This window comes from Cellulomonas sp. S1-8 (assembly GCF_026184235.1).
Taxonomy (GTDB): domain Bacteria; phylum Actinomycetota; class Actinomycetes; order Actinomycetales; family Cellulomonadaceae; genus Cellulomonas.
In genome coordinates, this window is the sequence record NZ_CP110806.1 from 775,889 (window position 1) to 802,765 (window position 26,877).

At 73.9% G+C, this 26,877-nt stretch carries 28 protein-coding genes; 21 read left to right on the plus strand and 7 right to left on the minus strand.

The genetic code is table 11. From position 1 onward, the window contains the following. The first annotated feature begins 74 nt into the window (after positions 1–74). The 3 genes from lysS to OKX07_RS03550 all read left to right on the plus strand — a co-directional run bounded on the left by lysS (position 75) and on the right by OKX07_RS03550 (position 2,158). Complete coding sequence (gene lysS, locus OKX07_RS03540) at positions 75–1,541, plus strand: lysine--tRNA ligase (protein WP_265631792.1); 1,467 nt, start codon at positions 75–77, stop codon at positions 1,539–1,541. A 22-nt stretch (positions 1,542–1,563) separates the two neighbouring features. Beyond that, entirely contained in the window at positions 1,564–1,728 is a 165-nt protein-coding gene (locus OKX07_RS03545) for a hypothetical protein (RefSeq protein WP_265630482.1), read from the plus strand. A gap of 82 nt (positions 1,729–1,810) precedes the next feature. Beyond that, on the plus strand, positions 1,811–2,158 hold the full coding sequence (locus OKX07_RS03550) for a histone-like nucleoid-structuring protein Lsr2 (protein WP_265630483.1): 348 nt from the start codon (positions 1,811–1,813) through the stop codon (positions 2,156–2,158). A 222-nt stretch (positions 2,159–2,380) separates the two neighbouring features. Here the strand turns inward: OKX07_RS03550 and xylB are convergent, their stop codons facing one another. Both xylB and xylA read right to left on the minus strand, forming a co-directional pair. After that, entirely contained in the window at positions 2,381–3,820 is a 1,440-nt protein-coding gene (gene xylB / locus OKX07_RS03555) for a xylulokinase (RefSeq protein ID WP_265630484.1), read from the minus strand. 146 nt (positions 3,821–3,966) lie between these two features. After that, positions 3,967–5,157 carry a xylose isomerase gene (xylA, locus tag OKX07_RS03560; protein WP_265630485.1) on the minus strand — a complete coding sequence of 397 codons (1,191 nt, stop codon included), beginning with the start codon at positions 5,155–5,157 and terminating at the stop codon, positions 3,967–3,969. A gap of 100 nt (positions 5,158–5,257) precedes the next feature. On the opposite strand from xylA, the gene OKX07_RS03565 reads away from it, so the two are divergent. Beyond that, on the plus strand, positions 5,258–6,577 hold the full coding sequence (locus OKX07_RS03565) for an ROK family transcriptional regulator (protein ID WP_265630486.1): 1,320 nt from the start codon (positions 5,258–5,260) through the stop codon (positions 6,575–6,577). 169 nt (positions 6,578–6,746) lie between these two features. After that, a complete protein-coding gene (locus OKX07_RS03570; RefSeq protein WP_265630487.1) occupies positions 6,747–7,829 on the plus strand; it encodes a lactonase family protein in 1,083 nt (360 codons plus the stop codon). 80 nt (positions 7,830–7,909) lie between these two features. Here the strand turns inward: OKX07_RS03570 and OKX07_RS03575 are convergent, their stop codons facing one another. Continuing rightward, positions 7,910–8,497, minus strand: a complete 588-nt coding sequence (locus tag OKX07_RS03575) for a TetR/AcrR family transcriptional regulator (RefSeq protein WP_265630488.1) — start codon at positions 8,495–8,497, stop codon at positions 7,910–7,912. Positions 8,498–8,550: 53 nt separating this feature from the next. On the opposite strand from OKX07_RS03575, the gene OKX07_RS03580 reads away from it, so the two are divergent. The 4 genes from OKX07_RS03580 to OKX07_RS03595 all read left to right on the plus strand — a co-directional run bounded on the left by OKX07_RS03580 (position 8,551) and on the right by OKX07_RS03595 (position 11,950). Continuing rightward, on the plus strand, positions 8,551–9,021 hold the full coding sequence (locus OKX07_RS03580) for a DUF2867 domain-containing protein (RefSeq protein ID WP_265630489.1): 471 nt from the start codon (positions 8,551–8,553) through the stop codon (positions 9,019–9,021). A 166-nt stretch (positions 9,022–9,187) separates the two neighbouring features. After that, complete coding sequence (locus OKX07_RS03585) at positions 9,188–9,637, plus strand: hypothetical protein (RefSeq protein WP_265630490.1); 450 nt, start codon at positions 9,188–9,190, stop codon at positions 9,635–9,637. Between the two features lie 71 nt (positions 9,638–9,708). Then, on the plus strand, positions 9,709–11,043 hold the full coding sequence (locus OKX07_RS03590) for a glycosyltransferase (RefSeq protein WP_265630491.1): 1,335 nt from the start codon (positions 9,709–9,711) through the stop codon (positions 11,041–11,043). Positions 11,044–11,209: 166 nt separating this feature from the next. Further along, positions 11,210–11,950 carry a phosphoglyceromutase gene (locus OKX07_RS03595; protein WP_265630492.1) on the plus strand — a complete coding sequence of 247 codons (741 nt, stop codon included), beginning with the start codon at positions 11,210–11,212 and terminating at the stop codon, positions 11,948–11,950. Between the two features lie 106 nt (positions 11,951–12,056). Here OKX07_RS03595 and phoU read toward each other — a convergent pair whose 3' ends face one another. After that, the gene (phoU, locus tag OKX07_RS03600; protein ID WP_265630493.1) at positions 12,057–12,731 is read right to left on the minus strand and encodes a phosphate signaling complex protein PhoU; all 675 of its coding nucleotides are present in this window, start codon (positions 12,729–12,731) and stop codon (positions 12,057–12,059) included. A gap of 159 nt (positions 12,732–12,890) precedes the next feature. Between phoU and OKX07_RS03605 the strand changes: the two genes are divergently transcribed. The 6 genes from OKX07_RS03605 (at position 12,891) to pstB (ending at position 19,165) form a co-directional block, all read left to right on the plus strand. After that, entirely contained in the window at positions 12,891–14,153 is a 1,263-nt protein-coding gene (locus OKX07_RS03605) for a sensor histidine kinase (protein WP_265631793.1), read from the plus strand. Then, positions 14,150–14,860, plus strand: a complete 711-nt coding sequence (locus OKX07_RS03610) for a response regulator transcription factor (RefSeq protein WP_265630494.1) — start codon at positions 14,150–14,152, stop codon at positions 14,858–14,860. Before OKX07_RS03605 ends, OKX07_RS03610 begins: the two co-directional genes overlap by 4 nt. A gap of 198 nt (positions 14,861–15,058) precedes the next feature. Continuing rightward, positions 15,059–16,180, plus strand: coding sequence for a phosphate ABC transporter substrate-binding protein PstS (gene pstS, locus OKX07_RS03615; RefSeq protein ID WP_265630495.1), 1,122 nt, complete (start codon positions 15,059–15,061; stop codon positions 16,178–16,180). Between the two features lie 104 nt (positions 16,181–16,284). Further along, complete coding sequence (pstC, locus tag OKX07_RS03620) at positions 16,285–17,286, plus strand: phosphate ABC transporter permease subunit PstC (protein ID WP_416220819.1); 1,002 nt, start codon at positions 16,285–16,287, stop codon at positions 17,284–17,286. Beyond that, a complete protein-coding gene (gene pstA / locus OKX07_RS03625) occupies positions 17,286–18,350 on the plus strand; it encodes a phosphate ABC transporter permease PstA (RefSeq protein ID WP_265630496.1) in 1,065 nt (354 codons plus the stop codon). The genes pstC and pstA overlap by 1 nt, the downstream gene beginning before the upstream one ends. Before the next feature lie 35 nt (positions 18,351–18,385). After that, positions 18,386–19,165 carry a phosphate ABC transporter ATP-binding protein PstB gene (pstB, locus tag OKX07_RS03630; protein WP_265630497.1) on the plus strand — a complete coding sequence of 260 codons (780 nt, stop codon included), beginning with the start codon at positions 18,386–18,388 and terminating at the stop codon, positions 19,163–19,165. A 93-nt stretch (positions 19,166–19,258) separates the two neighbouring features. Here the strand turns inward: pstB and OKX07_RS03635 are convergent, their stop codons facing one another. Continuing rightward, complete coding sequence (locus OKX07_RS03635; protein ID WP_265630498.1) at positions 19,259–19,864, minus strand: hypothetical protein; 606 nt, start codon at positions 19,862–19,864, stop codon at positions 19,259–19,261. A gap of 342 nt (positions 19,865–20,206) precedes the next feature. Here OKX07_RS03635 and OKX07_RS03640 point away from each other — a divergent pair, with 342 nt between their 5' ends. From OKX07_RS03640 to OKX07_RS03655, 4 genes are all read left to right on the plus strand, one after another. Then, positions 20,207–20,689 (plus strand): CarD family transcriptional regulator, encoded by a 483-nt coding sequence (locus OKX07_RS03640; protein WP_265630499.1) that lies wholly within the window; start codon positions 20,207–20,209, stop codon positions 20,687–20,689. Positions 20,690–20,810: 121 nt separating this feature from the next. Continuing rightward, positions 20,811–21,554, plus strand: coding sequence for a 2-C-methyl-D-erythritol 4-phosphate cytidylyltransferase (gene ispD, locus OKX07_RS03645; protein ID WP_265630500.1), 744 nt, complete (start codon positions 20,811–20,813; stop codon positions 21,552–21,554). Beyond that, positions 21,551–22,039 (plus strand): 2-C-methyl-D-erythritol 2,4-cyclodiphosphate synthase, encoded by a 489-nt coding sequence (gene ispF / locus OKX07_RS03650; RefSeq protein ID WP_265630501.1) that lies wholly within the window; start codon positions 21,551–21,553, stop codon positions 22,037–22,039. The genes ispD and ispF overlap by 4 nt, the downstream gene beginning before the upstream one ends. Positions 22,040–22,179: 140 nt before the next feature. Continuing rightward, positions 22,180–22,449, plus strand: a complete 270-nt coding sequence (locus OKX07_RS03655; protein WP_265630502.1) for a hypothetical protein — start codon at positions 22,180–22,182, stop codon at positions 22,447–22,449. Here the strand turns inward: OKX07_RS03655 and OKX07_RS03660 are convergent. After that, positions 22,439–23,374, minus strand: a complete 936-nt coding sequence (locus OKX07_RS03660) for an NADP-dependent oxidoreductase (RefSeq protein ID WP_265630503.1) — start codon at positions 23,372–23,374, stop codon at positions 22,439–22,441. The two genes, OKX07_RS03655 and OKX07_RS03660, sit on opposite strands and share 11 nt — an antisense overlap. A gap of 93 nt (positions 23,375–23,467) precedes the next feature. Continuing rightward, positions 23,468–24,811, minus strand: coding sequence for a D-arabinono-1,4-lactone oxidase (locus OKX07_RS03665; RefSeq protein ID WP_265630504.1), 1,344 nt, complete (start codon positions 24,809–24,811; stop codon positions 23,468–23,470). Positions 24,812–24,954: 143 nt separating this feature from the next. Here OKX07_RS03665 and OKX07_RS03670 point away from each other — a divergent pair, with 143 nt between their 5' ends. Beyond that, positions 24,955–25,656, plus strand: coding sequence for a TetR/AcrR family transcriptional regulator (locus tag OKX07_RS03670; protein ID WP_265630505.1), 702 nt, complete (start codon positions 24,955–24,957; stop codon positions 25,654–25,656). Further along, positions 25,653–26,858: an alanine racemase gene (locus tag OKX07_RS03675; protein ID WP_265630506.1), complete on the plus strand. Its 1,206-nt coding sequence runs from the start codon at positions 25,653–25,655 to the stop codon at positions 26,856–26,858. The genes OKX07_RS03670 and OKX07_RS03675 overlap by 4 nt, the downstream gene beginning before the upstream one ends. Positions 26,859–26,877: the final 19 nt, after the last annotated feature.

Consider the following 26,877-nt stretch of genomic DNA (forward strand, 5'->3'; position numbering starts at 1 on the left):
CTTCCCCGACGCCCGCGCCCCCGACGTCCGCCGCCGACCCCGCGACCCCCGCGGAGGACGACGTCCCCGAGCAGATGCGGGTCCGCAAGGCCAAGCGTGAGCGGCTCCTCGATGCGGGCGTCGAGGCGTACCCGGTGTCGGTGCCCCGCACGCACACGATCGCGGAGGTCCGCGCCGCGTACCCGGAGCTCGAGCCGGGCACCGAGACGGACGACCTCGTGGGCGTCGCGGGTCGCGTGGTGTTCCTGCGCAACACCGGCAAGCTCGCGTTCGCGACGCTGCAGGACGGCGCCGGCAGCCGCCTGCAGGCGATGCTCAGCGAGAAGGAGATCGGCGCGGACGCGCTCGCCGCGTTCAAGGCCGACGTCGACCTGGGGGACCACCTCTTCGTGCACGGCCGCGTGATCGCCTCACGCCGCGGTGAGCTCAGCGTCATGGCCGACGAATGGCGCATGGCCGCCAAGGCGATCCGGCCGTTGCCCAACCTGTACGAGGGCACCGAGATGTCCGAGGAGGCGCGCGTCCGGCAGCGTTATGTCGATCTCATCGTGCGTCCAGGTGCACGGGAGATGGTGCGGCTGCGCTCGGCGGTCGTGCGGTCGCTGCGGGAGAACTTCTACCGCCGCGGATTCCTCGAGCTCGAGACGCCGATGCTGCAGGTGCGTCCCGAGGGCGCGGCCGCACGCCAGTTCGAGACCCACATGAACGCCTTCGACATGGACCTGTTCCTGCGGATCGCCCCCGAGCTGTTCCTCAAGCGGGCGGCCGTGGGCGGTGTCGAGAAGGTCTTCGAGATCAACCGGAACTTCCGCAACGAGGGCGTGGACTCCACGCATTCCCCGGAGTTCGCCATGCTCGAGGCGTACGAGGCCTACGGCGACTACGACACCATGGCGGCGCTCACGCAGGACCTCGTGCAGACCGCCGCTCTCGACGCGCTCGGCACGACGGTCGTGACGCTCGCGGACGGCAGCGAGTACGACCTAGGGGGGCAGTGGGCCACGCTCACGATGTACGGGTCGCTGTCGCAGGCGCTGGGCGAGGAGATCACCCACGACACGTCCGACGAGCGGCTGCTGGCCCTGCTCGCGGCCGCTGACCTCGAGCTCGCCCCGTCCCAGCGCAACCACGGCAAGCTGGTCGAGGAGCTGTGGGAGCACCACGTCGGCTCGACGCTGTGGGCGCCGACGTTCGTCCGGGACTTCCCCGTCGAGACGTCGCCGCTCACGCGCGACCACCGCACCGAGCGCGGCCTCGTCGAGAAGTGGGACCTGTACGTCCGCGGCATGGAGCTGGCCACCGCGTACTCCGAGCTCGTCGACCCCGTCGTGCAGCGCGAGCGCTTCGAGGCGCAGGCGCTGCTGGCCGCCAAGGGCGACGACGAGGCGATGCGGATCGACGAGGACTTCCTCGCCGCGATGGAGCACGCGATGCCGCCGTCGGGGGGCATGGGCATGGGCATCGACCGCCTGCTCATCGCGATGACCGGTCACGGCATCCGTGACACGATTGTCTTTCCACTCGTGAAGCCGCAGGTCTGACGTTGTCAAAGCTGGAGGACTCGTGAACGGCTGGGATGCAGTTCTCGCGGCGCTGCTGCCGTCGGTCGGCGTCGGTCTGATCTTCTGGTTCGCGATGCGCGCGATCATCAACGCGGACCGGGCGGAACGTCAGGCGGTCGCGCGCATGGACGCGCAGGACGATGAGACGAGCAGCACAGAAGTCTGAGAATTGCCGGAGCGTTTGACGCGCACAAACTCGGGTGAGACAGTGTGCGCGTCAGCAATTTCACTATGCCCGGGAGCATTCCATGGCACAGAAGGTGCAGGTCCTGCTGGTCGACGACGTCGACGGCGGGACGGCGGACGAGACCGTGACCTTCGGGCTCGACGGTGTGACGTACGAGATCGACCTCACGTCCGACAACGCCGCCAAGCTGCGCGACGCTTTCGCCCAGTGGGTCGGCAGCGCACGCAAGGTGAGCGGCCGGTCCTCCGGTCGCTCGGCCGGGCGCTCCTCCTCCACCTCGTCGTCGCGCACCGCGCGCTCGAACGAGGCCCAGGAGGTCCGTGAGTGGGCGAAGACGAACGGCTACCAGGTCTCCGAGCGGGGTCGTATCTCCGCCGAGGTCAAGAAGGCGTACGACGACGCTCACTGAGCACTCGTCGTGACGCGTCGGGGGGCGCGTCGCACACGAGAGGGTCGGCACCACGGTGCCGACCCTCTCGTCGTCCCCCCACTCCTGGCGAGAGAGCAATCCAGCGCGGGGCGGGGGAGCCCCCGCGACGACTGGATCGCTCTCTCGCGCGGGAGGGGTGGCTGGATTGCTCTCTCACCACCCTTCAGAAGGGGGCGAGAGAGCAATCCGGTCCCGGGAGGGTCAGGCCGGGCGGTCGACCGTGAGCTCGCGGGCGGCCGCGTACTGCTCGCGGACGACCGGCGTCGGCTCGCCCGTCATGACCTCGGCACCCGAGGACGCCGACCACGCCGGCGGTGTGTCGGAGCCGGAGAGCACCCAGGCGGCCTGGCGTGCGGCGCCGTCGGCGACGTACTCACCGGGCGTCGGCACCTGCACGTCGACCCCCATGATCGACGGGATGATGCGGCGCACGGCCTCGGACTGCGCCCCGCCACCGATCAGGAAGACGCGCTCGACCGGCACGCCCACGGCGCGCATCGCGTCGATGCCGTCGGCGAGCGAGCAGAGCATGCCCTCGACGGCGGCACGCGCGACGTGCGCGGGCGTCGTGTTCGCCATGCGCATGCCGTGCAGGGCCCCGGTGGACAGCGGCTTGTTGGGGGTGCGCTCACCCTCGAGGTACGGGATGTGCACGAGGCCGTCGGCACCCGCGGGGGCCGACAGCGCGAGCTCTGACAGCGCCGGGTGGTCGACGCCGAGCATCCGGCAGGCCGTGTCGAGCACGCGCGAGGCGTTGAGCGTGACCGCGAGCGGCAGGTAGGACCCGGTCGCGTCGGCGAACCCGGTGACGAGCCCGGTGCCGTCGGCGATCGGCGCGGACGCGATGGCGGACACCACGCCCGACGTGCCGAGCGACACCGCGACGTCCCCGGGCAGCAGGCCGAGCGCGAGCGCGGCCGCGGCGTTGTCACCGGCACCCGGCCCCAGCACGGGCTTGAGTGCGAACGCCGGCGCGACGGGTCCGGCCTCGTTCGCGGCGAGCACGCGCGGCAGGCGCGGCACGCTGCCGAGCGCGAGCTCGAGCAGGTCGGTGCGGTAGTCCTCGGTGAACGGCGACCAGTACCCGGTGCCGGACGCGTCGGACCGGTCCGTGACGAGCCCGTCGAGACCGACCTCGGCCATGCCGCCCGCGAGCTTCCAGGTCAGCCAGTCGTGGGGGAGCGCGACGGCGGCGACGCGCGCGGCGTTGGCCGGCTCCGTGTCGCGCAGCCAGCGCAGCTTGGTGACGGTGAGCGACGCGACGGGCACGGAGCCGATCGCCGACGCCCACGCCTGCGCGCCGGCGACGACGTCACCGTCGCCGAGCTCGGTGATGAGGTCCACGGCGGCCTGCGCCGAGCGCGTGTCGTTCCACAGCAGCGCCTCGCGGATCACCTCGCCGTCGGCGTCGAGCACGACCATGCCGTGCTGCTGCCCGCCGACGCTGATCGCCTCGACGTCGTCGAGCCCGCCCGCGTCCGCGATGGCCGCCTGCAGGGCGTCCCACCAGTGGTGCGGGTGGACCTCGGTGCCGTCAGGGTGCTTCGCGCGGCCCTGCCGCACGAGCGCGCCCGTCTGCGCGTCCCGCACCACCACCTTGCACGACTGCGTGGACGAGTCCACACCTGCCACGAGCGTCATCGCGTGTGCTCCCTTGCGCCAGATGCCCGGTCTGCCGGGCGTGAGGTGTCCGAGCGGTGGTCGCACCGGCCCGCTCGGACGTCGGGTGCCGGGGACGGGCGACGCCCGGGGAGCACGAGGCTCCCCGGGCGTCAGGTGGGGCTGGGTCAGCCGCGCGCGCCCATGGCGTGCTCGACCGCGAGCTGGTTGAGGTGCACGAAGCCGAAGCCGCGCTTGGCGACCTCCTCGACGTCGAAGTCCTCGAACGCGGACCGGTCGGCCAGGAAGTCGGCCATGGTCTCGCCCTCGTTCAGCGTGGGCTTGGCCAGCTCGAAGACACCGGCGGCCTCCATGGCCTCCTGGACCTCGGGGTCGGCGCGGAACGCCTGCGCCCGCTCCTTGAGCAGGATGTACGTCGACATGTTGGCGGCGGCCGAGGCCCACACGCCGTCGAAGTCCTCGGTGCGCGAGGGCTTGTAGTCGAAGTGCACCGGGCCGTCGTACTTGGGGCCGCCGCTGGGGAAGCCGTTCTCGACGAGGTCGACCGTCGCGAACGCGGAGAACAGGTCGCCGTGGCCGAAGACCAGGTCCTGGTCGTACTTGATGCCGCGCTGGCCGTTGAGGTCGATGTGGAACAGCTTCTCGGCCCACAGCGCCTGCGCGAGGCCCGTCGTGTAGTTCAGGCCGGCCATCTGCTCGTGGCCCGTCTCCGGGTTCAGGCCGACGATGTCGCCGTGCTCGAGCTTGGCGATGAGGCCGAGCGCGTGCCCGATCGTCGGGAGCAGGATGTCGCCGCGGGGCTCGTTGGGCTTGGGCTCGATCGCGATGCGCAGGCCGTAGCCCTTCTCCTTGATGTACGCGGCGACGGTGTCGATGCCGTCGGCGTACGCCTGGTGCGCGGCGTTCAGGTCCTTGGCGCTGTCGTACTCGGCGCCCTCGCGGCCGCCCCACATGACGAACGTGTCGGCGTCGAGGGACGCGGCCAGGTCGACGTTGCGCAGGATCTTGCGCAGCGCGTAGCGGCGCACGCGGCGGTCGTTCGACGTGAACGCGCCGTCCTTGAAGACGGGGTGCGTGAACGTGTTGGTCGTGACCATCTCGACCGTGATGCCGGTCTCGGTCAGCGCGCCGCGGAAGCGGTCGAGGACCTTCTCGCGCTCGGCGTCCGAGGAGCCGAACGGGATGACGTCGTCGTCGTGGAAGGTCACGTGCGACGCGCCGAGCTCGGCGAGCTTGTGCACGGACTCGACCGGGTCGAGCCACGGGCGCGTAGCAGCGCCGAACGGGTCCTGCGCGTTCCAGCCGACGGTCCAGAGACCGAAGGAGAACTTGTCTTCAGGGGTGGGCTTGCGAACCATGGACGCCTCCACGTCGAGAGCGGACCGGGCGCGCGTCAACCGAGCGACCGGGTTTTGTTCTTGGGATGAATTTATCCCCGGGAGTCGATAGGGTCAAGCCATGCCGAGGGTGGACGACCAGACGGGCGACACCGCCCCGGACGTCGTGACCCCGATCGCCGCGGACGCGGCGACCGCCGTGGCCGAGCAGCCGCGCACCCGCGAGGGGCGCGCCGCAGAGCGCGTCCCCGACCCGTCGCGTGCCGCCCGGCAGGCCCAGATGCGCGCGCACAACCTCTCGGTCTCGCTCGCCCAGGTCGTCGACGCCACCGTCCCACCCTCGCGTGCGCAGATCGCCGCCGCCACCGGGCTGGCGCGCGGGACGGTCACCGGCCTGGTCGACGTCCTCATCGAGTCCGGCCTGGTCCGCGAGCTCGACCCCGTGGCCGTCGCCCGCGCCGGGCGTCCCGCGGTGCCGCTCGCGCCGGCGCGCGGCCGCGTCGCCGGCGTCGGCATGGAGGTCAACGTCGACTACCTGGGCCTGCGCGCCGTCGACCTCGCAGGCGGCGTCCTCGTCGAGATCGTGGAGGACGTCGACCTGCGCGACAGCGACCCCGACGTCGTCCTCGACCGGCTCGCCACGCTCGTCTCCCCGGTCCTCGCCTCGCTCGCCGCCGACGGCGTGCGCGTGGCGGGCACCGCCCTGGCGCTGCCCGGCCTCGTCGACCGCATCACCGGCCCCCTGCGGTACGCACCGCACCTCGGGTGGCGCGACGTCGACGTCGTCGCCCGGCTCGTCGCGCACCCCGTCCTCGCGGACCTGCCGCCGCGCCTGGCCAACGAGGCGAACCTCGCCGCCCGCGCCGAGGCGCACGCGCGCCGCGGCAGCCTCGCGCCGTCGTTCCTGTACGTGTCCGGCGAGGTCGGCGTCGGTGGCGCGCTGGTGCTCGACGGCGAGATCTTCCTCGGTCGGCACGGCTGGAGCGGGGAGATCGGCCACGTCGTCGTCGACGGCGGACCGGGCGGCACGCGCCCCGTCTCCCTCGAGCAGCACGCCGGGCAGGACGCCATCGCGCGCGCGGCGGGCCTCGCGGAGGGCGCGCCGTTCGCGGACGTCGTCGCGGCCGTGGCCGCCGGGGACGCCCGCGCGCTCGAGGCGGTGCGCGGCGCGGCACGCTGGCTCGGCCTCGCGGTCGCGACCGTCGCCAACGTCGTCGACGTCAGCGAGGTCGTGCTCGGCGGGACGTTCGGGCTCGTGTTCGACGAGGTGCACGACGCGGTCCGCGACGCCCTCGCCGACCGCGTGATCTTCGCGGACTGGTCGGCGCCGACGGTCAGCCGAGCAGCCGCGGGGGACTACCCGGCGATGACCGGCGGCGCCCTTGCGGTCCTGCGCACCGTCGTCGCCGACCCCACCCCCTGGCTCACCCCCACCCCCTGATCACCCATCCCCCCGCCGACGGGTCGATCGAGCCCCGTCGACCTCGTCCTTCGGCGGGTTCCGACGTCCCGTAGGCCGCCGCAGTGCGAGTTCGCGGGAGACGCTGGGGTGGCTGCGGTGCTCGGCGGGCGGGCGGCGTGGCGGCGTCGCGCTGCGTAGGGTCGTCGGCGTGAGCGCGACGACACCCCTGTGGATCGGCACCTTCCCGCACGCCGGCATCGGCACCCCGGCCGGTCTCGGCGAGGGGGTGTGGCAGGTGGACCTCGACGCGGCGACGGGCGCGCTCGGCGAGCCGCGGCTCGTCGTCGAGACGCCCGCGCCGACGTATCTCGCGACGCACCCCGGGGGGCGCTGGCTGTACGCCGTGGGGGAGAGCGCACCGGGCAGCGTGACCGCGTTCGAGGTCGGTGACGACGGTGGGCTCACGGCGCGGGCCACCGTCGCGTCGGGCGGGACGTCCCCGTGCCACCTCCTGGTCGTCGAGGACACGCTGTACGTCGCGAACTACATCGACGGCGTCCTCGGCGTCGTGCCGCTGACGGCGGACGGTGCGTTCACGCCCGACGTGGTCGCGTCCGGGCTGCCCGCGCAGGAGTTCGCGCACGCCGGCACCGGCCCCGACGCGGACCGTCAGGAGGGCCCCCACGCGCACTTCGTCGCCCTGACGCCGGACGGGCGGCACGTCCTCGTCGCGGACCTCGGGACCGACGAGCTGCGCCGGTACGCGCGCGCCGCCGACGGGTCGCTCACGCCCGACGGCGTCGCCGCGCGGCTGGCGCCCGGGACGGGTCCGCGGCACGTCGCGTTCGCGGCCGACGGTGCGCACCTGTACGTCGTGGGTGAGCTCGACGCGAGCGTCCACGTCCTGCTGTGGGACGCGGCCACGGCGACCGGGACCGACGTGCAGCGGGTCGCGGCCGTCCCGGCGGAGGAGTCCGCGGACGGTGTGCGCCGCTCGCCGTCGCACGTCCTGCTGGACGGCGACCGGCTGCTGCTCGGTGTCCGCGCGCTGGGCCTGCAGGGCCCCGACGCCGTGAGCGTGCTCGACGTGCACGCCGACGGCTCCCTGGGCGCCGCTCGTCCCCAGGCGCTGTCCGGACCGACGCCCCGCCACCTCGCGGTCGTGCACGGCTGGACGGTCGTCGCGCTGCAGGACGCCCACGCCGTCGTCGTGCACGACGCCCACGGCACGCAGGCGTCGAGGGTCGACCTGCGCTCACCGGCCTGCGTCGTGCCGGTCGTCGTGCGCTGACGCCGCGGCCGGCACCGGCGCCCACCCCGGGGTGGGTGGTCCCGGACTCGTCGGAGGCGACGGCCGGCCGCGCGTGCGCATCAGCGCGGGCCCGGTGGTGCGAGAGCCATCTGCAGCGCGGCCGCGACGAGCGTGCGACGGTCCGTGCCCGCCGGCAGGGCGTCGGTGAGCTGGTCGGCGCCGACGGCCGACGCGAGCGAGACGACGGCGCGGGGGTGGGCCACCTCCGCGGGGAGGCCGTGCTCGACGAGCAGCGCGGCGACGTGGTCGATGCGGCGCGCGGTGACGCGGCGCACGGCGTCCTGGACGCCCTCGTCGGCGGCCTGGAGGTAGAGGCGTCGCTCGCCGCCGCGTCCGGGCGCGCTCGCGGCGACGTCGGTGAACAGCGCGGCGAGGCGGTCGGCCGGGGTCCCCTCGGCGCCGGTGCGCGCGATGACGTCCTCGGTCTGCTCGGTCTCCCAGCGGGCGACGACGGCGTCGACCAGGGCGCGGCGGTCGTCGAAGTGCCAGTAGAAGGAGCCCTTGGTGACGCCGAGCGTGCGGGCCACGGCCTCGACGCGCACCGCGGCGAGGCCGTCGGCGTGGAACGCGGTCGCTGCGGCGTCGATCCACTGCTCCCGGGTGACGCGGGGGGTGGTGCGGCGGGGCGAGCGGGCTGACGGCGACACGTCCGTACGCTAGCGTATGGAGAACCATACGCCGCCGTACGGAAGGCTCTCCGTTGACCGCCGCACCCTCGTTCGTCTCCCTCGCCCTGCGCGACCTGCCGCGCCCGGACTTCTGCGACGTCACGGTCGTCCCCCTGCCGGCCGACGCCGCCACCGACCCCGCCGCGTGGGCGCTCGCGGTGTTCGACGTCGCCCGCGGACCGCGGTGGGTCGCCGCGCTCATGGGCGTCCGGCAGGCTGCCGTGCGGCTCCTCGGCCTGACGCCGGCGCCGCGCGACACGTTCGCCGTGCGCGAGGTCCAGGGGGAGGAGGCGCTGCTCGCGTTCGACGACCGCCACCTCGACTTCCGCGTCGGCGTCGGTGTCGACACCGAGCGGCACCTGCTGCGGGTCGTCACGGCCGTCCGCCTGCACGGCTGGCGCGGCCGGGTCTACTTCGCCCCCGTCCGCCTCGCGCACCCCGTGGTCACGGAGGCGATGATGCGATCGGCCGTGCGTCGACGCGCGGCACGAGGTGAGGAGTAGCGTCCCGTGCGGGTGAGCGGGCCGGCCGCCCCCAGCGTCGTCGCAGTCGAGGAGCCCCGATGTCTCACCCGCAGGTCGTCCCCGTGCCCGTCGCACCCGGCGGTCCGGCCTCGTGAGCGGGAGCGCGGGTGGCCCCACGCTGACGACCGAGCGCGTGTGGAGGACCGTGGCACGCCAGCCGTTCGTCGTCGTGGCGATGGTCAACCGCCGCGGCCAGGGACGCAGCGTCGGCGTGACGCCCGCCGTCCACGGTGACGCCGTGTGGTTCGCCGCCACCGAGACGGACTGGAAGGTCGACCACCTGCGGCACCAGAGCGAGGTGTCCGCGACCGTCCCCGTCCGCCGCGGCGGGCTCCTCGCGCTCGTCGCGCCCATCCCACCGGCGACGATCACGTTCCGCGCCACGGCGCAGGTGGTCCCGGCGGGTGACGCGCCCGCTCCCGTGCGCAAGCGGCTGCTGCGCGGGCTGACCGAGCCGGACAGCGAGCGGGGCGACGTCGTCATGGTCAGGCTGACGCCTCACGGTGACTTCGTCACCTACGGCATCGGCGTGCCCCTGCGGCTGCTGGTGGACACCGAGCGCGCCCGCGGTCGCGTCCCCGTCGCGCGCGGCTGACCCCGACCGGTCGGCCCGCGCCCGGCCGTCCCGGTGGCGGGACCGCGTCCCGGCCGGGTCACAATGGGGTCGTGACCACCGATCGAGCACCCCGCATCGCCATGCTCTCGGTGCACACGTCCCCCCTCGACCAGCCCGGCACCGGCGACGCCGGTGGCATGAACGTGTACGTCCTGGAGCTGGCGCACGCGCTCGCGGCCCGCGGCGCCCGCGTCGAGGTCTTCACACGCGCGACGCGGTCCGACGCCCCGGAGACGGTCGTGCTCGACGGCGCCGACGTCGACGGGCGCCCGCTGTCGGCCGCCGACGCGCGCGACGTCCTGCTCGCCGAGGACGTGCCCCCCGGCGTGACCCCGCCCGTGCTCGTCCACCACGTGCCCGCCGGGCCGTTCGAGGCGCTCGAGAAGAACGACCTGCCCGGCATCCTGTGCGGCATGGCGGCCGGCGTGCTGCGCTCCGAGGCCGCACGTCGCCCCGGCTGGTACGACGTCGTGCACTCGCACTACTGGCTGTCCGGCCAGGTCGGTGCGATCGCGGCGCAGCGGTGGGAGGTGCCGCTGGTGCACACGGCCCACACGCTCGCGAAGGTCAAGAACGCCAGCCTGGGCCCCGGCGACACGGCCGAGCCGGGCGTGCGCGTCGTCGGCGAGGAGCAGGTCGTCGCCGAGGCCGACGCGCTCGTCGCGTCCACACCGGTCGAGGCGCGGGAGCTCGTCGAGCTGTACGGCGCCGACCCCGCACGCGTGCACGTCGTCGAGCCCGGCGTGGACCTCGACCGCTTCCGTCCCGGTGGCCCCGGCGCGCAGGACGACGCACGACGGCGGCTCGGCCTGCCGACCGACCGGCCCGTCGTGCTGTTCGCGGGGCGCGTCCAGCCGCTGAAGGCCCCGGACGTCCTCGTGCGCGCCATCGGGGCGCTGCGCGCGAGCGGGCGCCCGGTCCCGCTGCTCGTGGTGCTCGGCGGCCCGTCGGGGCGGCCGACGGCGGTGCGCGAGCTGCGCGCGCTGGCGGTGACGCTCGGCGTCGACGACGACGTGGTCGTGCGCCCCCCGGCGCCGCGCGACGAGCTCGTGACGTGGTACCGCGCGGCCGACCTCGTGGCGATGCCGTCGCGCTCGGAGTCCTTCGGGCTCGTCGCGGTCGAGGCGCAGGCCAGCGGGACGCCGGTGCTGGCCGCGGCCGTCGGCGGGTTGCGCACCGTCGTCGACGACGAGGTCTCCGGACGCCTCGTGCGCGGCCACGACCCCGAGGTGTGGGCCGACGAGATCGCCGACGCCCTCGCCGACGCCCCGCGCCGCGCCCGCTGGTCCGTCGCCGCGCGCCAGGTCGCCGAGCGCTACGCCTGGTCGACCGCCGCCGACCAGGTCCTCAAGGTCTACGCGATCGCGGCAGAACCCACCCGCTGACCCTGGCTGGATCGCTCTCTCACCACCCTGGGTGGGTGGGCTGGATTGCTCTCTCACCACCCTGGGCGGGTGGGCTGGATTGCTCTCTCACCACCATGGGTGGGGCGGGGCGACCGGGGGACGGACGTCCCTGCGGGGGTCGCGGGCCTGCGGCAGGATGTGGGGCATGACCTACACCCTCGTGCTGCTCCGCCACGGCGAGAGCGAGTGGAACGCCAAGAACCTGTTCACCGGCTGGGTCGACGTGCCCCTGACCGACAAGGGCATCGAGGAGGCCAGGCGCGGCGGCACCCTGATGACGGACGCGGGCGTGTTCCCCGACGTCGTGCACACGTCGCTGCTGCGCCGCGCGATCACGACCGCCAACCTCGCGCTCGACGCCGCGGACCGCCACTGGATCCCCGTGAAGCGCTCCTGGCAGCTCAACGAGCGTCACTACGGCGCGCTGCAGGGCAAGAACAAGAAGCAGACGCTCGAGGAGTACGGCGAGGAGCAGTTCATGCTCTGGCGCCGCTCGTACGACGTCCCGCCGCCGGAGATCGAGCTCGGCTCCGAGTTCTCGCAGGACACCGACCCGCGCTACGCCGGCGAGCCGATCCCGCGTACCGAGGCCCTCGCGCAGGTCCTGGTCCGCGCGCTGCCGTACTGGGACGCGGAGATCGTGCCGGACCTGCAGGCCGGCAAGACCGTCCTGGTCGCCGCGCACGGCAACTCGATCCGTGCGCTGGTCAAGCACCTCGACGACGTCGACGAGCAGACCATCGCCGGCATCAACATCCCCACGGGCATCCCGCTGCTCTACGAGCTGGACGAGCAGACGCTCAAGCCCGTCAAGCCCGGCGGCACGTACCTCGACCCCGAGGCCGCGAAGGCGGCCATCGCGGCCGTGGCGAACCAGGGTCGCTGACCCGCGCCACCCGCGCACGACGCCAAGAGGCGCCCGCCCCCTCCCCGGGACGGGCGCCTCTCGTGTGTGCGGGGCCCGTGGGTCCCGCGGTCCTGGGTGGTGCCGGTCAGCCGCCCCGCACCACGGCGGGGTCCATCGTCTGGGTCGGGTCGCCCGTCACCAGGTAGACCATGCGCCGAGCCACGGATACCCCGTGGTCGCCGAAGCGCTCGTAGTACCGGCCGAGCAGCGTGACGTCGATCGTCTCCTGCGGGCTGCGGTCCCACGGCCCGGACAGCATCGCGCTGAACGTGTCGGAGTGCAGCTCGTCGAGCAGGTCGTCGTCCTGCTGGATGGACTCGGCGAGCGCCATGTCGCGCGTGCCGAGCAGGGTCGTGACACGGCGCGCGACCCGCACGGCCGCGTCCTGCATCTGGGTGAAGGTCGCCTCGGTGCCCACCGGGACGGCGGTGCGGGGGTAACGGGCACGTGCCACCTGGGCGACGTGCCGGGCGAGGTCGCCCATCCGTTCCAGCGACGCGCTCATGCGCAGCGCCGACACGACGATCCGCAGGTCCGTGGCGACCGGCTGCTGCTGCGCGAGGAGGCGCACGCACCGGTCGTCGAGGTCCCGCTCGAGCGCGTCGATGGCGAGGTCGTCGGCAATCACGGACTCGGCAAGCTGGAGGTCGGCGGTGAGCAGCGCGATTCCTGCGCTGCTGATGGCTTGCTCGACCCGGCCGCTCATGGCCACCAGGTCCTCGCCGAGCTGCGTGAGCTCGGCCTCGAAGATGTCCCGCATGTGCTCCTTCTTCCGTGCGCGGTTGCGGCCCACACGGTCGCACGCGTCGGTGAACGACCGTCCCCCGGCAGATGAACACGCGGCGGCGGTTCGGGGCTCCGACCCGCCGATGGTGCGGCGGTCGACGTGACCGCACCTACTGTGGATCGTGTGGAGTGGATGCTGGACGCCGCACCCCTCGTCGCAGGGGTCATCGGCATGGTAGTCGGCGCGGTCGCCGTCGCGGCGTTCCGGTGGAGCGAGCGCGAGCAGCACCGGGTGCCGCCGCAGCCTGCACCGGAGCTCGAGGACAGCTTCGTGCGGACGCTCGCCGTGCTGCGCTCGGCCGCCGTCGTGCTCGACGCGCAGGACGGCGTGGTGCGTGCCAGCCCGCCGGCGCACGCGCTGGGTCTGGTGCGCGACGGCCGCCTCGTGCACCCCTCGATGCGCGACCTCGTCGAGTCGGTCCGTCGTGACGGCGTGATCCGTGACGAGGAGATCGAGGTGCCGCGCGGCCCTGTCGGCCCGTCGCGGCTGCTCCTGCAGGTGCGCGTCGCGCAGGTCACGCCCGAGCACCTGCTGCTGCTCGCGGAGGACCTCACCCAGGCGCGCCGCCTCGAGGCCATCCGTCGGGACTTCGTCGTCAACGTGTCCCACGAGCTCAAGACGCCCGTGGGTGCGCTGTCGCTGCTCGCCGAGACCGTGCAGGACGCGGCCGACGACCCGGAGGCCGTGCGCCGGTTCAGCGGGCGCATGCGCGCCGAGGCGGCGCGCCTGTCCGCCCTGGTCCACGAGATCATCGAGCTGTCGCGCCTGCAGGTCGCGGGTGCCCTGGAGGACGTCGCGGCGGTCGCCGTGGACGACGTCGTCGCGGAGGCCGTGGACCGCGCACGCACCGCGGCGGACGCCAAGCAGGTCCGCCTCGTGGCGGGCGGTGCCGCGGGCGTCACGGTGTTCGGCGACCGCAACCTGCTGGTCACCGCGGTGCGCAACCTGCTGGACAACGCGGTCGCGTACTCGCCCGAGGGCACGCAGGTCAGCGTGGGTGTCCGGCGGCACGGCGACCTCGTCGAGGTGGCCGTGGTCGACGAGGGCGTCGGCATCGCCCCCGCGGACCAGGAGCGCGTGTTCGAGCGGTTCTACCGCGTGGATCCCGCCCGGTCGCGCGACACCGGCGGCACGGGCCTCGGCCTGTCGATCGTCAAGCACGTCGCGTCGGACCACGGGGGCGAGGTGACCGTGTGGTCGCAGCCCGGCCGCGGGTCGACGTTCACCCTGCGCCTGCCCGTGGCCGAGGTCCTGGCCGCCGCGCCCGAGCGAGCCGCCTCGGCGCCGACCTCGCCCGACGACCTCGCGTCGGCCCGCCCCGACACCCCCGCACCCGCTCTGCCCCCGGCCCCCCGGCCGTCCCTCGCCCCCCACCACTCCAGGAGCACCCCGTGACCCGCATCCTGCTCGTCGAGGACGAGGAGTCGTACCGCGACCCGCTGTCCTACCAGCTCAGCAGGGAGGGCTACGAGGTCATCACGGCGTCGACCGGCCCCGACGCGCTGGACCAGTTCGCCGAGCACGGCGCGGACCTGGTGCTGCTCGACCTCATGCTGCCGGGCCTGCCCGGCACCGAGGTGTGCCGCCGGCTGCGCCTGGAGTCCGACGTGCCGGTGATCATGCTGACGGCCAAGGACGACGAGATCGACAAGGTCGTCGGGCTGGAGCTGGGCGCCGACGACTACGTGACCAAGCCCTACTCGTCGCGCGAGCTGCTGGCGCGCATCCGCGCGGTCCTGCGTCGGCGCGAGTCGAACGGGCGCGCCGCGACGGACGAGGACGAGGACGACGCGACGCTGGAGGTGGCGGCCGTCCGGATGGACGTCGACCGGCACACGGTCCACGTCGAGGGTGTGCTCGTGCCGTTCCCGCTCAAGGAGTTCGAGCTCCTCGAGATGCTCATGCGGAACCCGGACCGCGTCCTGACGCGCGGTCAGCTCATCGACCGCGTCTGGGGCTCGGACTACGTCGGCGACACCAAGACGCTCGACGTCCACGTCAAGCGGATCCGCGCCAAGATCGAGCCCGACCCGTCCGCGCCGACGCTCCTGACGACCGTGCGCGGGCTGGGCTACAAGCTGTCGGACGGCACCGAGGAGTGAGGGGGAGGCGTGGCCCGTCACCGTCGACGGGCTCGTGCGCCACGCAGCCGTGACCCAGGTCGCACCTGGACGAGCGTCTGGTCGACGAGCGTTCACCTGGGGTTCACCCTGGGCCGTGGGTGCGGTCACCTGGCGCGCCTAGCGTCGGGCTCGGCCGCGCACCGACCGGTGCGCGCTGAGTGACAGGACGGGAACACAGTGAAGCTCTTCCCCCACAGCCGTATCGGTGCAGTTGCCCTGACGGGTGCGCTGGCACTGACGCTTGCCGCGTGCAGCTCCGGCTCCTCGGCCGAGCCGGGTGCCACGGAGAGCGGCGACGCATCCGCCGAGCTGAGCGGTTCGCTCGCCGGCGCCGGTGCGACCTCGCAGGAGAAGGCGGTCGCTGGTTGGATCGCCGGCTTCAACGACACGAACCCCGGTGTCGCGGTCAGCTACGACGCCGTCGGCTCGGGCGGCGGGCGCGAGCAGTTCCTCGCGGGTGCCGTGCAGTTCGCCGGCTCTGACGCCGCGCTCGACGAGGAGGAGCTGACCGCCGCGACCGAGCGTTGCGAGGGCAGCGAGGCCATCGAGGTGCCGCTCTACATCAGCCCCATCGCCGTCGTCTACAACCTGCCCGCCGTGGACGCCGAGCACCTCCAGCTCTCGGCCGCGACGATCGCGGGGATCTTCAACCGCGAGATCACGACGTGGGACGACGCGGCGATCGCCGCCGAGAACCCCGACGTCACGCTGCCGGCGACCGGCATCATCCCCGTGAACCGCTCCGACGAGTCGGGCACCACGGAGAACTTCACCGAGTACCTCGCGGCGGCGTCCGAGGGCGCCTGGCCGCACGAGGCCTCGGGTGACTGGCCGCTCTCCGGCGGGCAGTCCGGCAACGGCACGCAGGGTGTCATCGACACCGTCACGGGTGCCGAGGGTGCGATCGGCTACGCCGACGCCTCCCGCGCCGGTGACCTGGGCACGGTCGCGCTGAAGGTCGGCGAGGAGTTCGTGCCGTTCTCGGCCGAGGCCGCCGCGAAGGTCGTCGACGCGTCCCCGCGCGCCGAGGACTCCACGGACAAGCGCCTCATCGTCGAGCTCGACCGCACGACGACCGAGTCCGGCGCCTACCCGCTGGTCCTCATGTCGTACTCGATCGCGTGCTCGACCTACGCGGACGAGGCCGACGCGGCCAACGTCAAGGCCTACCTCTCCTACGTCGCGAGCGCCGAGGGCCAGGAGCGCGCCGCCGACCCGAGCGTCGCGGGCTCCGCGCCGATCTCGGACGACCTGCGCGCCGAGGTCCAGGCCGCGATCGACTCGATCACCGCAGGCTGACACTCCGCATGACCGCATCACCGAGCCGTCCCGGGGCGGGGCAGGACGCCCGCCCCGGGACGGCTCGTGCGGTGCCCCCACCCTCCCCGACCGACGGAGCAGCCGTGGCTGTCACCACCACCCCGCCCCCGCGCGGGGACACCTCCCCCCAGCCCGACGACGCGGGCGCCGCCGTGCGCGCCGCCTCCACCGGCCGCGTCGCCAGCAAGGTCTTCGCGGGCCTGTCGACGGGCGCGGGCCTCCTCATCCTCGTGACCCTCGCTGCGGTCGCGCTGTTCCTCGTCGTGCGGGCGTGGCCCGCGCTGACGGCGTCCAGCGAGGAGCTCGCGGAGATCTCCTGGTTCCAGGGCGGCTCGATGGCCGAGTACGTCGGGCCGCTGATCTTCGGCACGCTGCTGGCCTCGGTGCTGGCCCTGGCGCTCGCCGTGCCCGTGTCGATCGGCATCGCGCTGTTCATCTCGCACTACGCGCCGCGCCGCCTCGCGCAGGGCCTCGGCTACCTGATCGACCTGCTCGCGGCGATCCCGTCGGTCGTCTACGGCCTGTGGGGCGCCCTGTGGCTCATCGGACGGCTCGACCCGGTGTTCATGTGGCTGTCGTCGAACCTCGGGTTCATCCCGCTGTTCGCGGAGTACCAGGCACCGGCGAAGAACATCATGTCGGCCTCCGTCGTGCTGGCCGTGATGATCCTGCCGATCATCACCGCCGTGTCGCGCGAGGTGTTCCTGCAGACCCCTCGCCTGCACGAGGAGGCGTCGCTGGCGCTCGGCGCGACCCGGTGGGAGATGGTCCGCCAGGCCGTCCTGCCGTTCGGCCGCTCGGGCGTGATCAGCGCGTCGATGCTGGGTCTGGGTCGTGCGCTGGGCGAGACGATGGCCGTGCTCATGGTCATCTCTCCGGGGCTGCTGTTCTCGTTCTTCCTGCTCAAGCCCGGGCAGCACCAGACGATCGCCGCGAACATCGCCTCGAAGTTCCCGGAGGCCAGCGGTCTGAGCGTCAGCGCGCTCATCGCCACGGGTCTGGCGCTGTTCGTGATCACATTCGTCGTCAACTTCGCTGCGCGCTGGATCATCGCGCGGCGCGCCGAGTTCTCGGGAGCCAACTGATGACCGCCGACGCCCTCGCCGCCCCGTCGGGGCTGCTGACGGACGACGCCTACCGGCGCCTGCCCTCGTGGAGCACCTGGGCGTTCGCCGGCGGCTCGCTCGTCCTGGCGCTGGTGGTCCTGCTGGTCGCGGGGTCGGCGTCGCCGACGAGCGTGATCGTGCTCGGCGCCGTGCTGTTCGTGCTCGTGTCGAGCATCACGTCGCGCGTCGTCGAGGGTCCGCGCCGCGCGGCCGACCGGTTGGCCACGACGCTCGTCACGGGCGCGTTCCTGCTCGCGCTGGTGCCACTGGTCTCCCTGCTGCTGCTCGTCGCGACCCGTGGCGCGCAGGCCTTCGGGTGGGAGTTCCTCACCACCGACATGGTCGGGGTCTTCGGCGACATGACCGAGGGCGGCATCCGGCACGCGCTCATCGGCACGCTGATCGTGACGTTCGCCGCGGCCGTGATCTCGGTGCCGATCGGGCTGCTCACGGCCATCTACCTCGTCGAGTACGGCCGCGGGCCGCTCGCGCGGGGCATCACGTTCCTCGTCGACGTCATGACGGGCATCCCGTCGATCGTCGCGGGCCTCTTCGCGTTCGCGCTCTTCACGCTGATCTTCGGTCCCGCGTTCCGCGCGGGCATCATGGGCGCCGTCGCGCTGTCGCTGCTCATGACGCCGGTCGTGATCCGCTCGGTGGAGGAGATGCTGCGGCTCGTCCCCAACGAGCTGCGGGAGGCGGCGTACGCGCTCGGCGTGCCGAAGTGGCTGACGATCCTCAAGGTCGTGCTGCGCACGGCCGCCGCGGGGATCGTCACGGGCGTGATGCTGGCCGTCGCCCGCGTCATCGGGGAGACGGCACCGCTGCTCCTCACGGTCGGCCTGGTCTCCCAGGTGAACACCGACCTGTTCGACGGGCGCATGGCGACCCTGCCCGTCTTCGCCTACCGGCAGTACGAGCAGGGTGGCACGGGCATCGACCGCGCCTGGGCCGCGGCCCTCACGCTCATCCTCTTCGTGATGCTGCTCAACCTCGTGGCCCGGCTCGTCAGCCGCTGGTTCGCCCCCAAGGGCGCCCGCTGACGCGGGCCCGCACCGAACCGAAGGAAGGACCCACCATGTCCAAGCGGATCGACGTCTCTGAGCTTGACGTCTACTACGGCGACTTCCTCGCGGTCGAGGGTGTCACGATGGCCATCGAGCCTCGCCAGGCGACCGCCCTCATCGGCCCGTCGGGCTGCGGCAAGTCGACGTTCCTGCGCACCCTCAACCGCATGCACGAGGTCATCCCCGGCGCGCGCGTGGAGGGCAAGGCCCTCATGGACGGCCAGGACCTGTACAGCACCGACGTCGACCCGGTGAACGTGCGCCGGCAGATCGGCATGGTCTTCCAGCGCCCCAACCCGTTCCCGACGATGTCGATCTCGGACAACGTGCTGGCGGGTGTGCGCCTCAACAACCGGCGCATGTCGAAGGGCGACCAGGCGGAGCTCGTCGAGCAGTCGCTTCGGCGCGCGAACCTGTGGACCGAGGTCAAGGACCGCCTGGCCCGGCCCGGCTCCAGCCTGTCGGGCGGGCAGCAGCAGCGCCTGTGCATCGCACGGGCCATCGCGGTCCAGCCCCGGGTGCTGCTGATGGACGAGCCGTGCTCGGCGCTCGACCCCATCTCGACGCTCGCGATCGAGGACCTCATCGCCGAGCTGAAGGCGGACTACACGATCGTCATCGTCACGCACAACATGCAGCAGGCGGCGCGCGTGTCCGACCGCACGGCGTTCTTCAACATCGCCGGCACGGGCAAGCCGGGCAAGCTCATCGAGATGGACGACACGTCGACGATGTTCTCGTCCCCGCGCGAGCAGGCGACCGAGGACTACATCTCGGGCCGCTTCGGCTGACCGACGCCGACAGTCGCGCCCGACGCGCGAGGGGCCGACCACCGGACGGTGGTCGGCCCCTCGTGTGCGTGCACGCAGCCCGTGCGGTGGGCGTCAGCCCTCGGTGTCCCCGCCCTCGTCGCCCTCGGGCTCCGAGGCGTCCTGGGTGGCGTCGGCGGTGGGCCGCGCGGTCGGCGTCGCCTCGGAGCGGTCGCCGGCGCCCGGGGTGGGCACCAGGGCCGCGTACTCGGGCAGCGAGCCGTCGAAGACCGGGACGGGCAGCTCGACGGTGCCGCCGCCCGACGTCGTGATCGTGAGCGTCGTGAGCCCGCCCGGGGCCGTGTCGACGGACGCGACGGGCACGTCGAGGGTCCCGTACCGGGCGGGGGCGTCGCTCACGCCGACCAGGACGCTGCCGGAGGCGGGGATCGTCACGCGGACGGGCTCGCTGTCGCCGACGGTCAGCGTGACGTCCTCGTCGTCGGCCCCGCGGTTGGCCAGGGCGCCGCTCAGCACACCGGGCGCACCTTCCGCCGCGGCGACGACGAGCATGTTCTGCACGCGCACGGAGCCGACGGTCGTACCGGCGCCGTCCGACGCCTCGTAGTCCCCGATCGTGGTGATCGGGTTGGTGGCCGAGCAGCCGGTCACCGCGAGGGCGGCGGCCAGGACGAGTCCGGCGGCGGCGGTCCGGGCGGTGCGGGGGCGGAGGCGGGTCACGAGGGCTCCTGCTCGGGTCTCGCGCGCAGAGGCGGCGCGGGCGGGTGGGGCGCGGCTCGCTGCGACCGCAGACCAGCCGCGGCCAGCCTACCGGCGGGCGGCACCCGCAGCGGGTCGGTAGCCCGCGTGCGGCACCCCCCGGCCTCCGCCGGGTCGTCGTCCGGCTGCTGTCCGGCCGGTGACCGGTCCCTGTCCGGCGCCTGTCCGGCCGCTGTCCGGCCGCTGACCGGCCGCTGACCGGCCGCTGACCGGCCGCTGACCAGCACCGACGCTGCTGGACAGGCGGAATCCAGGGGAGGGGGGCGTGATACCATACACGTCTGCGAAAGGGGACACCGACAGATGACTTTCACTGTTGGGGAGACCGTCGTCTACCCGCACCACGGTGCAGCCAAGATCGAAGAGATCAAGAGCAGGACCATCCGGGGCGAGGAGAAGCTGTACCTCAAGCTCAAGGTCGCCCACGGCGACCTGACGATCGAGGTGCCGGCGGAGAACGTCGATCTCGTGGGTGTCCGCGACGTCGTCGGCCAGGAAGGGCTCGACCGCGTGTTCGAGGTGCTGCGCGCCCCGTACACCGAGGAGCCGACCAACTGGTCCCGGCGCTACAAGGCCAACCTCGAGAAGCTGCAGTCGGGCGACGTCATCAAGGTGGCGGAGGTCGTACGCGACCTGTCGCGCCGGGACGCCGACCGCGGGCTGTCCGCAGGTGAGAAGCGGATGCTGGCCAAGGCCCGTCAGATCCTCGTGTCGGAGCTCGCACTCGCCGAGCACACGGAGGAGGACAAGGCCGAGGCCATCCTCGACGAGGTCCTCGCCTCCTGATCCGCACGCACGACGTACGGCACGCACGACGGCCCGGGTGCACCATGCCCGGGCCGTCTGCTGTGTCCCGCCCGCTGTGTCGGGTGCCCCGTCCCGGCCGTGCACCAGGCACGATGCGCACATGACGATCGCCGCCGTCCTGACCGCCGCCGGCAGCGGGTCCCGCCTGGGACGCGAGCTGCCCAAGGCGGTCGTGCCCGTCGCCGGGACCCCGCTGGTGGTGCACGCCGCCCGCGCGCTCCTCGCCGCCCGTGCCTCCGACGGCACGGGGGTCACCCAGCTGGTGGTCACCGCGCCGGCGGCGCACCTCGACGCGATCGCGACGCTGGTCGGTGCGGTCGTCGACGACGCCTCCGGTGACGTCCGGCTCGACGTCGTGGGCGGGGGGCGCACCCGGCAGGAGTCCGTCGCGGCGGGGCTCGCCGAGCTCCTCGACGACGTGGACGTCGTGCTCGTGCACGACGCCGCACGCCCCTTCGCGCCGCCGGAGCTCGTCTCCCGCGTCGTCGACGCCGTGCGGGCCGGTCACGCGGCCGTGGTGCCGGGCCTGCCCGTGGTCGACACCGTCAAGCGGGTGGGCGCCGGCGACCGCACGGGCAGGCCCGTGATCGAGACCGTGCCGCGTGCCGACCTCGTCGCCGTGCAGACCCCGCAGGGCTTCGCGCGGGACGTCCTGGAGCGGGCGCACGCGGTCGGCTGGGGTCGGGGTGCGCACGAGGCGACGGCCGCGTCCGACGACGCCGGGCTGGTCGAGGCGACGGGCGTGGCGGTCTGGGTGGTCCCGGGCGACGAGCGCGCGGCGAAGGTGACGACGGCCCGCGACCTGCTGGTCGCGCAGGCCCTGACGACGGGAGGCCCGGCGTGAACCAGCGCACCGGCATCGGCATCGACGTGCACGCCTACGACCCCGACCCCGCGCCGGACGCCGTCCTGCACCTGGCGGGCCTGGCGTGGCCGGGGGAGCGGCCGCTCGCGGGTCACTCCGACGCGGACGTCGCCGCGCACGCTGCCGCGGACGCGCTGCTGTCGGCCGCCGGGCTGGGGGACCTCGGTGTGCAGTTCGGCACGGACGACCCCCGGTGGGCGGGTGCGTCCGGTGCGGCGCTGCTGGCCGAGGCCGCGCGGCGCGTGCGGGCCGCCGGGTTCACGATCGGCAACGTCGCCGTCCAGGTCATCGGCAACCGGCCCAAGCTGGGTCCGCGGCGCATCGAGGCGCAGGCGGTGCTGTCGATGGCCTGCGGTGCGACCGTGACCGTCGCGGCGACGACGACCGACGGACTGGGGCTGACGGGCCGGGGTGAGGGTGTCGCCGCGATCGCGACGGCCCTCATCGCCCTCGACGTGGCCTGACCGGCACCCCGCGGGCGTGTCACGATGTGGGCGTCGGTGCACCCACGTGGGTGAACTGTCGCGCCCGCATCCTGGACGTGGTGCGGGCCGGGGTGGACGCGCGTCGCGAACCGGACGAAACGCCGGTACCGTCCGTGCACGTGACACTGCGATCCACGGACAGCGAGCGCGCGCCGGCGGCGGCGCCCGCGTCCGGCGCGCCCGCGCCGGTGACCGGCGCCCGCGGCCTGCCGCAGCGTGCCAGGACCCGCCCGGTCCGGCCGCGCAACCGGGTGGCGCTGGACACCCTGGAGGCCACGTTCGCGGGGCTGCAGCAGGTGGACGAGGTCGCACGGCCCGCCGCCCCGCTCGCACCGCCGCCGGACCTCTGGCCGCCGGTGACCGGCAGCCACCCCCGCGTCACCGGGTGACGAGGACCAGCTTGCCGCCCGCGTGACCCTCGCGGCTGCGCCGGTGGGCGGCGGCCGCCTCCTCGAGCGGGAACGTGCCCGTCACCAGCACGTCCAGCGACCCGTCGGCCGCGAGGGACGTGAGCTGGCTGCGAGCCGCGTCCCGGACCGCGTTCCCCGGGTCGGCGCCCGGGCCGTGGCCCAGCGCGAGGATGCCGAGGGCGGCGGCGCGGTCGAGCGCGACCAGCGTCGCGATGCGCGACCTGTCCGCGACGAGCGCGATCGAGGTCTCCAGCGCCTGCAGGGTCCCCGCGGCGTCGATGGCGACGCTCACCGCGCCCAGCCGCGTCGTGAGGTCGCGGACGCGCTCGAGCAGCCCCGGTCCGTACGCGACCGGTTCCACGCCGAAGCGTCGGAGGCAGTCGTGCCACCTCGGCGACGCCGTCGCGATCACCCGGGCACCCCGCAGCACCGCGAGCTGCACGGCCATCCGACCGACCCCGCCGGACGCGCCGTGCACGAGCACGACGTCCTCGTCGCCGACGCCCGTCGCGTCGACCGCGTGCGCGGCCGCGACGCCGGCGCCCAGCAGCGCGGCCGCCTGCACCGCGTCGAGCCGCTCGGGTCGGCGCACCAGCACCCGCTGCGGCACCGTCACCACGTCGGCGTACCCGCCCGTGACGGGCCAGGCGACCACCTCGTCCCCGACCGAGTACCACCGCACCTCGGGCCCGACGGCCTGCACGACGCCGGCGACCTCGAGGCCCAGCCGCACGGGGGGCCGGGCCCCGGAGCCGGGCGCGTACGACTTCCAGTCCCAGGGGTTGACGCCAGCGGCGCGCACGCGCACCTGCACCTCGCCCGGACCGGGGGGCACCGCCGCGGCCTCGACCACCTGCAGCACCTCGGGTCCGCCGAGGTCGGCCGCGACGACAGCTCGTCCCATGTCCGTCATCCGGACAGCCTCGCCGCGGATCGGCCGCCTGGCCAGCGCGGGGGCGTCGCTCGTTCGCCTGAACCGTGGCCGCCGCCGCCCGGCTCAGGGCAGCGGGCCGAGGACGTGGTCGATGTAGGCGTTGCGGAACGTGCCGGTCGGGTCGACGCGCGCCCGGACCCGGTTGGCGTCGGCCAGGCGCGGGTAGAGCCCGCTCAGCCGCGTGTGGTCCAGCCCGTGCATCTTGCCCCAGTGGGGGCGGCCGTCGACGTCCGCGACGATGTGCTCGAGGGCGTCGAAGTACCGCTCGTGCGGCATGCGGTGGTACTGGTGGACGGCGACGTAGCCGGTCGGGCGGCCGTGCGCCGTCGACAGCCACAGGTCGTCGGCGGCGGCGAACCGGACCTCGATGGGGAACGGGACGGGCTCGCCCGAGCGGCGCAGCCAGGCGTCGACCTGCAGCACCACGTCGCCCACGTGCTCGCGGGGCACGGCGTACTCCATCTCGCGGAAGCGCACGCGCCGTCGGGCGACGAACACGTCGGCCGACGCCCCGGTGTACGTACGCGCGGTGAGCGTGCGGTGGGCCACCGCGTTGAGCCGGGGGACCGCCGTCGGGCGGGCCGCCGCCCACCGGTTGAACAGCTCGAACACGCCGTTCGACAGGATCTCGTCGTCCACCAGCCGGCGCAGCGGGGACAGCGGGCGCGCGACGGCGTCGGTGACGCGGTTGTTGCGCTTGGACAGGACGCCCCGCGTGTGCGGGAACCAGTAGAACTCGAAGTGCTCGTTGCCGTCGACGAGGTCGCCGAGGCCCTCGAGCACCGCTTCCAGGGTGGTGGGCTCCTCGCGCGCCTCGAGCAGGAACGCGGGCACCACCTCGAGGGTCACCGCCGCCAGGACGCCCGCGGTGCCGAGCCCGAGGCGGGCGAGCTCGAAGAGGTCCGGGTCGCGCGTCGCGGACGTCTCGACGACGTCACCCGAAGCGGTGACGAGGCGGCAGCCGACGACCTGCGTCGCGAGCCCGCCGACGAGCGCGCCGGTGCCGTGCGTGCCGGTGCTGATGGCGCCTGCGAGGGTCTGGCGGTCGATGTCGCCGAGGTTGCGCATCCCGAGGCCGCGCGCTGCCAGGCCCGCGTTGAGGTCGGAGAGCCGGATGCCGGCGCCGACGGTCACGTGCGTCGTGCCGTCCGGGCGGGGGTCGAGGTGCTCGAACGCGGCGAGGTGGTCGAGGTGGACCTGCACCCCGTCCGTGACGGCGGCGGCCGTGAACGAGTGGCCTGTGCCGACGGCGCGCAGCCGACCACCTGCGGCCGTCGCGGCCGCCACCTCGCGGACCAGATCGTCGATGCCGCGCGGACGCGCGACCCGGATCGGCGTCGCCGCATGCGTCCGCGCCCAGTTGTGCCACGTCCCGACCCCGGGGTCTCCGGGGCCGCCCCAGCCCATATCCCCACAATCCGCTGGGCGCGTGTCCAAGTCAAGTGTGCGAAAACCTTGACTATCGTCACGATCCCCGATGAGATGATGCTCGGGGAGGCGTCGACCGCCGCCGGGGGGGTGTGCGGGTCGAGCGCCCGCGAGGAGGAGCTATGAACCGTCTGCCGGTCGCAGAACGCCGCGAGCAGCTCATCGAGGCAGCACTGAGCGTCGCCAGCAGGGAAGGCATCGACGGCGCCACCGTCCGAGCGGTGGCCGCCGAGGCCGGCGTCTCGCTGGGGGTCGTCCACTACTGCTTCCGTGACAAGGACGAGCTGTTGCGCGCCATGGCGCACACCATCACCGAGCGCAACCTCGCGCGCGGGCTCGCGGAGATGCCGGAGTCGGCGCCCGCGAAGGATCTGATCCTCGGCGTGCTCGAGGGCCTGTGGGCCAACATCCGCGCGACGCGCGGGCCGCAGCTGCTGACCTACGAGCTCACGACGACGTCGCTGCGCCACTCCGAGCTGCGACAGGTCGGCATCGACCAGTACGTCGTGAGCTGGGCGGCCGCCGAGCACTTCCTCGAGGAGGTCGAGCGCGCCGGCTCCGTCACCTGGCGCCTGCCCCGGCACATCATCGCCCGGTCGATCATCGCGGCGGTGGACGGCTTCTCCCTCGCCTGGCTCGTCGACGGGGACGCCGACGCGGGCTACCAGGGTCTGCGCCTGTTCGCCGAGCACCTCGCGACCCTCGCCGTGCCCATGGACGAGGAGGCGATGCTCAGCGGCACCGCCGAGGACCCGCACGAGCCGCGAGGCGACCTGCACCGCCTGGTGAAGCCCGTCGGGGCCGGGGTGACCGCCCTGGCATGATCGCCGTGACGACGGCTCGGGCGCGCACCCTCGGGGAGCGGCTCGACGCGGCGACCACCGGGCTGCCGGCGCCGGTCGTCGTGGTCGACGCCGACGCGCTCGACGCGAACGCGGCGGACCTCGTGCGGCGCGCCGGCGGGAAGCCCGTCCGCGTCGCGAGCAAGTCCGTCCGCGTGCGCAGCGTGCTCGAGCAGGTGCTGGCCCTGCCGGGATTCGCGGGCGTCATGGCGTACGCGGCTGCCGAGGCGCACTGGCTCGTCGGGCACGGGGTCCGCGACGTCCTGCTGGGCTACCCCACGGTCGACACGACCGCGATCGACGCCGTCGCCGCCGACCCCACCGCCGCGGCGGCCGTGACCTTCATGGTCGACGACACGGCACAGGTGGACCTGCTGGCCGCCGCAGCGGGCCGGTACCGCCGACGGCTGCGCGTCTGCCTCGACGTGGACGCGTCGCTGCGCGTGGGCCGCGGCCCGCTCACCGTCCACCTCGGTGTGCGGCGCTCACCCCTGCGGACGCCGGAGGACGTCGCGGCCCTCGCCGTCGCGGTCGAGCAGCGCGGCTCCCTCGAGGTGCGCGGCGTCATGTTCTACGAGGCGCAGGTCGCCGGGCTGCCGGACACGTCCCCGGGGGTGCGGCTCGTCAAGGCCGCGTCCGTGCGGGAGCTCGCGCGGCGGCGCACCGACGTCGTCGACGCCGTCGCGGCGGCGCTCGGGCACCCGCTGGAGCTCGTCAACGCCGGGGGCACCGGGTCGCTGGAGGTGAGCGCCGCGGCGCCGCGGGTCACCGAGGTCACCGCCGGGTCGGGCCTGTTCGTCCCGACGCTGTTCGACGGGTACCGCGCGTTCGACGCGCGCCCCGCCGCGTACGTCGGCCTCGACGTCGTGCGCCTGCCCGGTGCGGGATGGGCGACCGTCTTCGGCGGCGGTTACGTCGCGTCCGGGCCGGCCACGCCGAGCCGGCTGCCGCGGCCCGTGTGGCCCGCCGGCCTGCGGCTGGCACCCCGCGAGGGCGCCGGTGAGGTGCAGACGCCGCTGCGGGTCCCCGCGCGCGCGGACCTGCGCATCGGTGACCGGGTGTGGTTCCGCCACGCCAAGGCGGGCGAGGTGATGGAGCGGTTCACCCACGTGCACCTCGTGCGGGGGGACCAGGTCGAGGCGACCGTCCCGACCTACCGGGGCGAAGGGGTCTGCGTCGGCTGACCGCGTCGGCCCGCTCCAC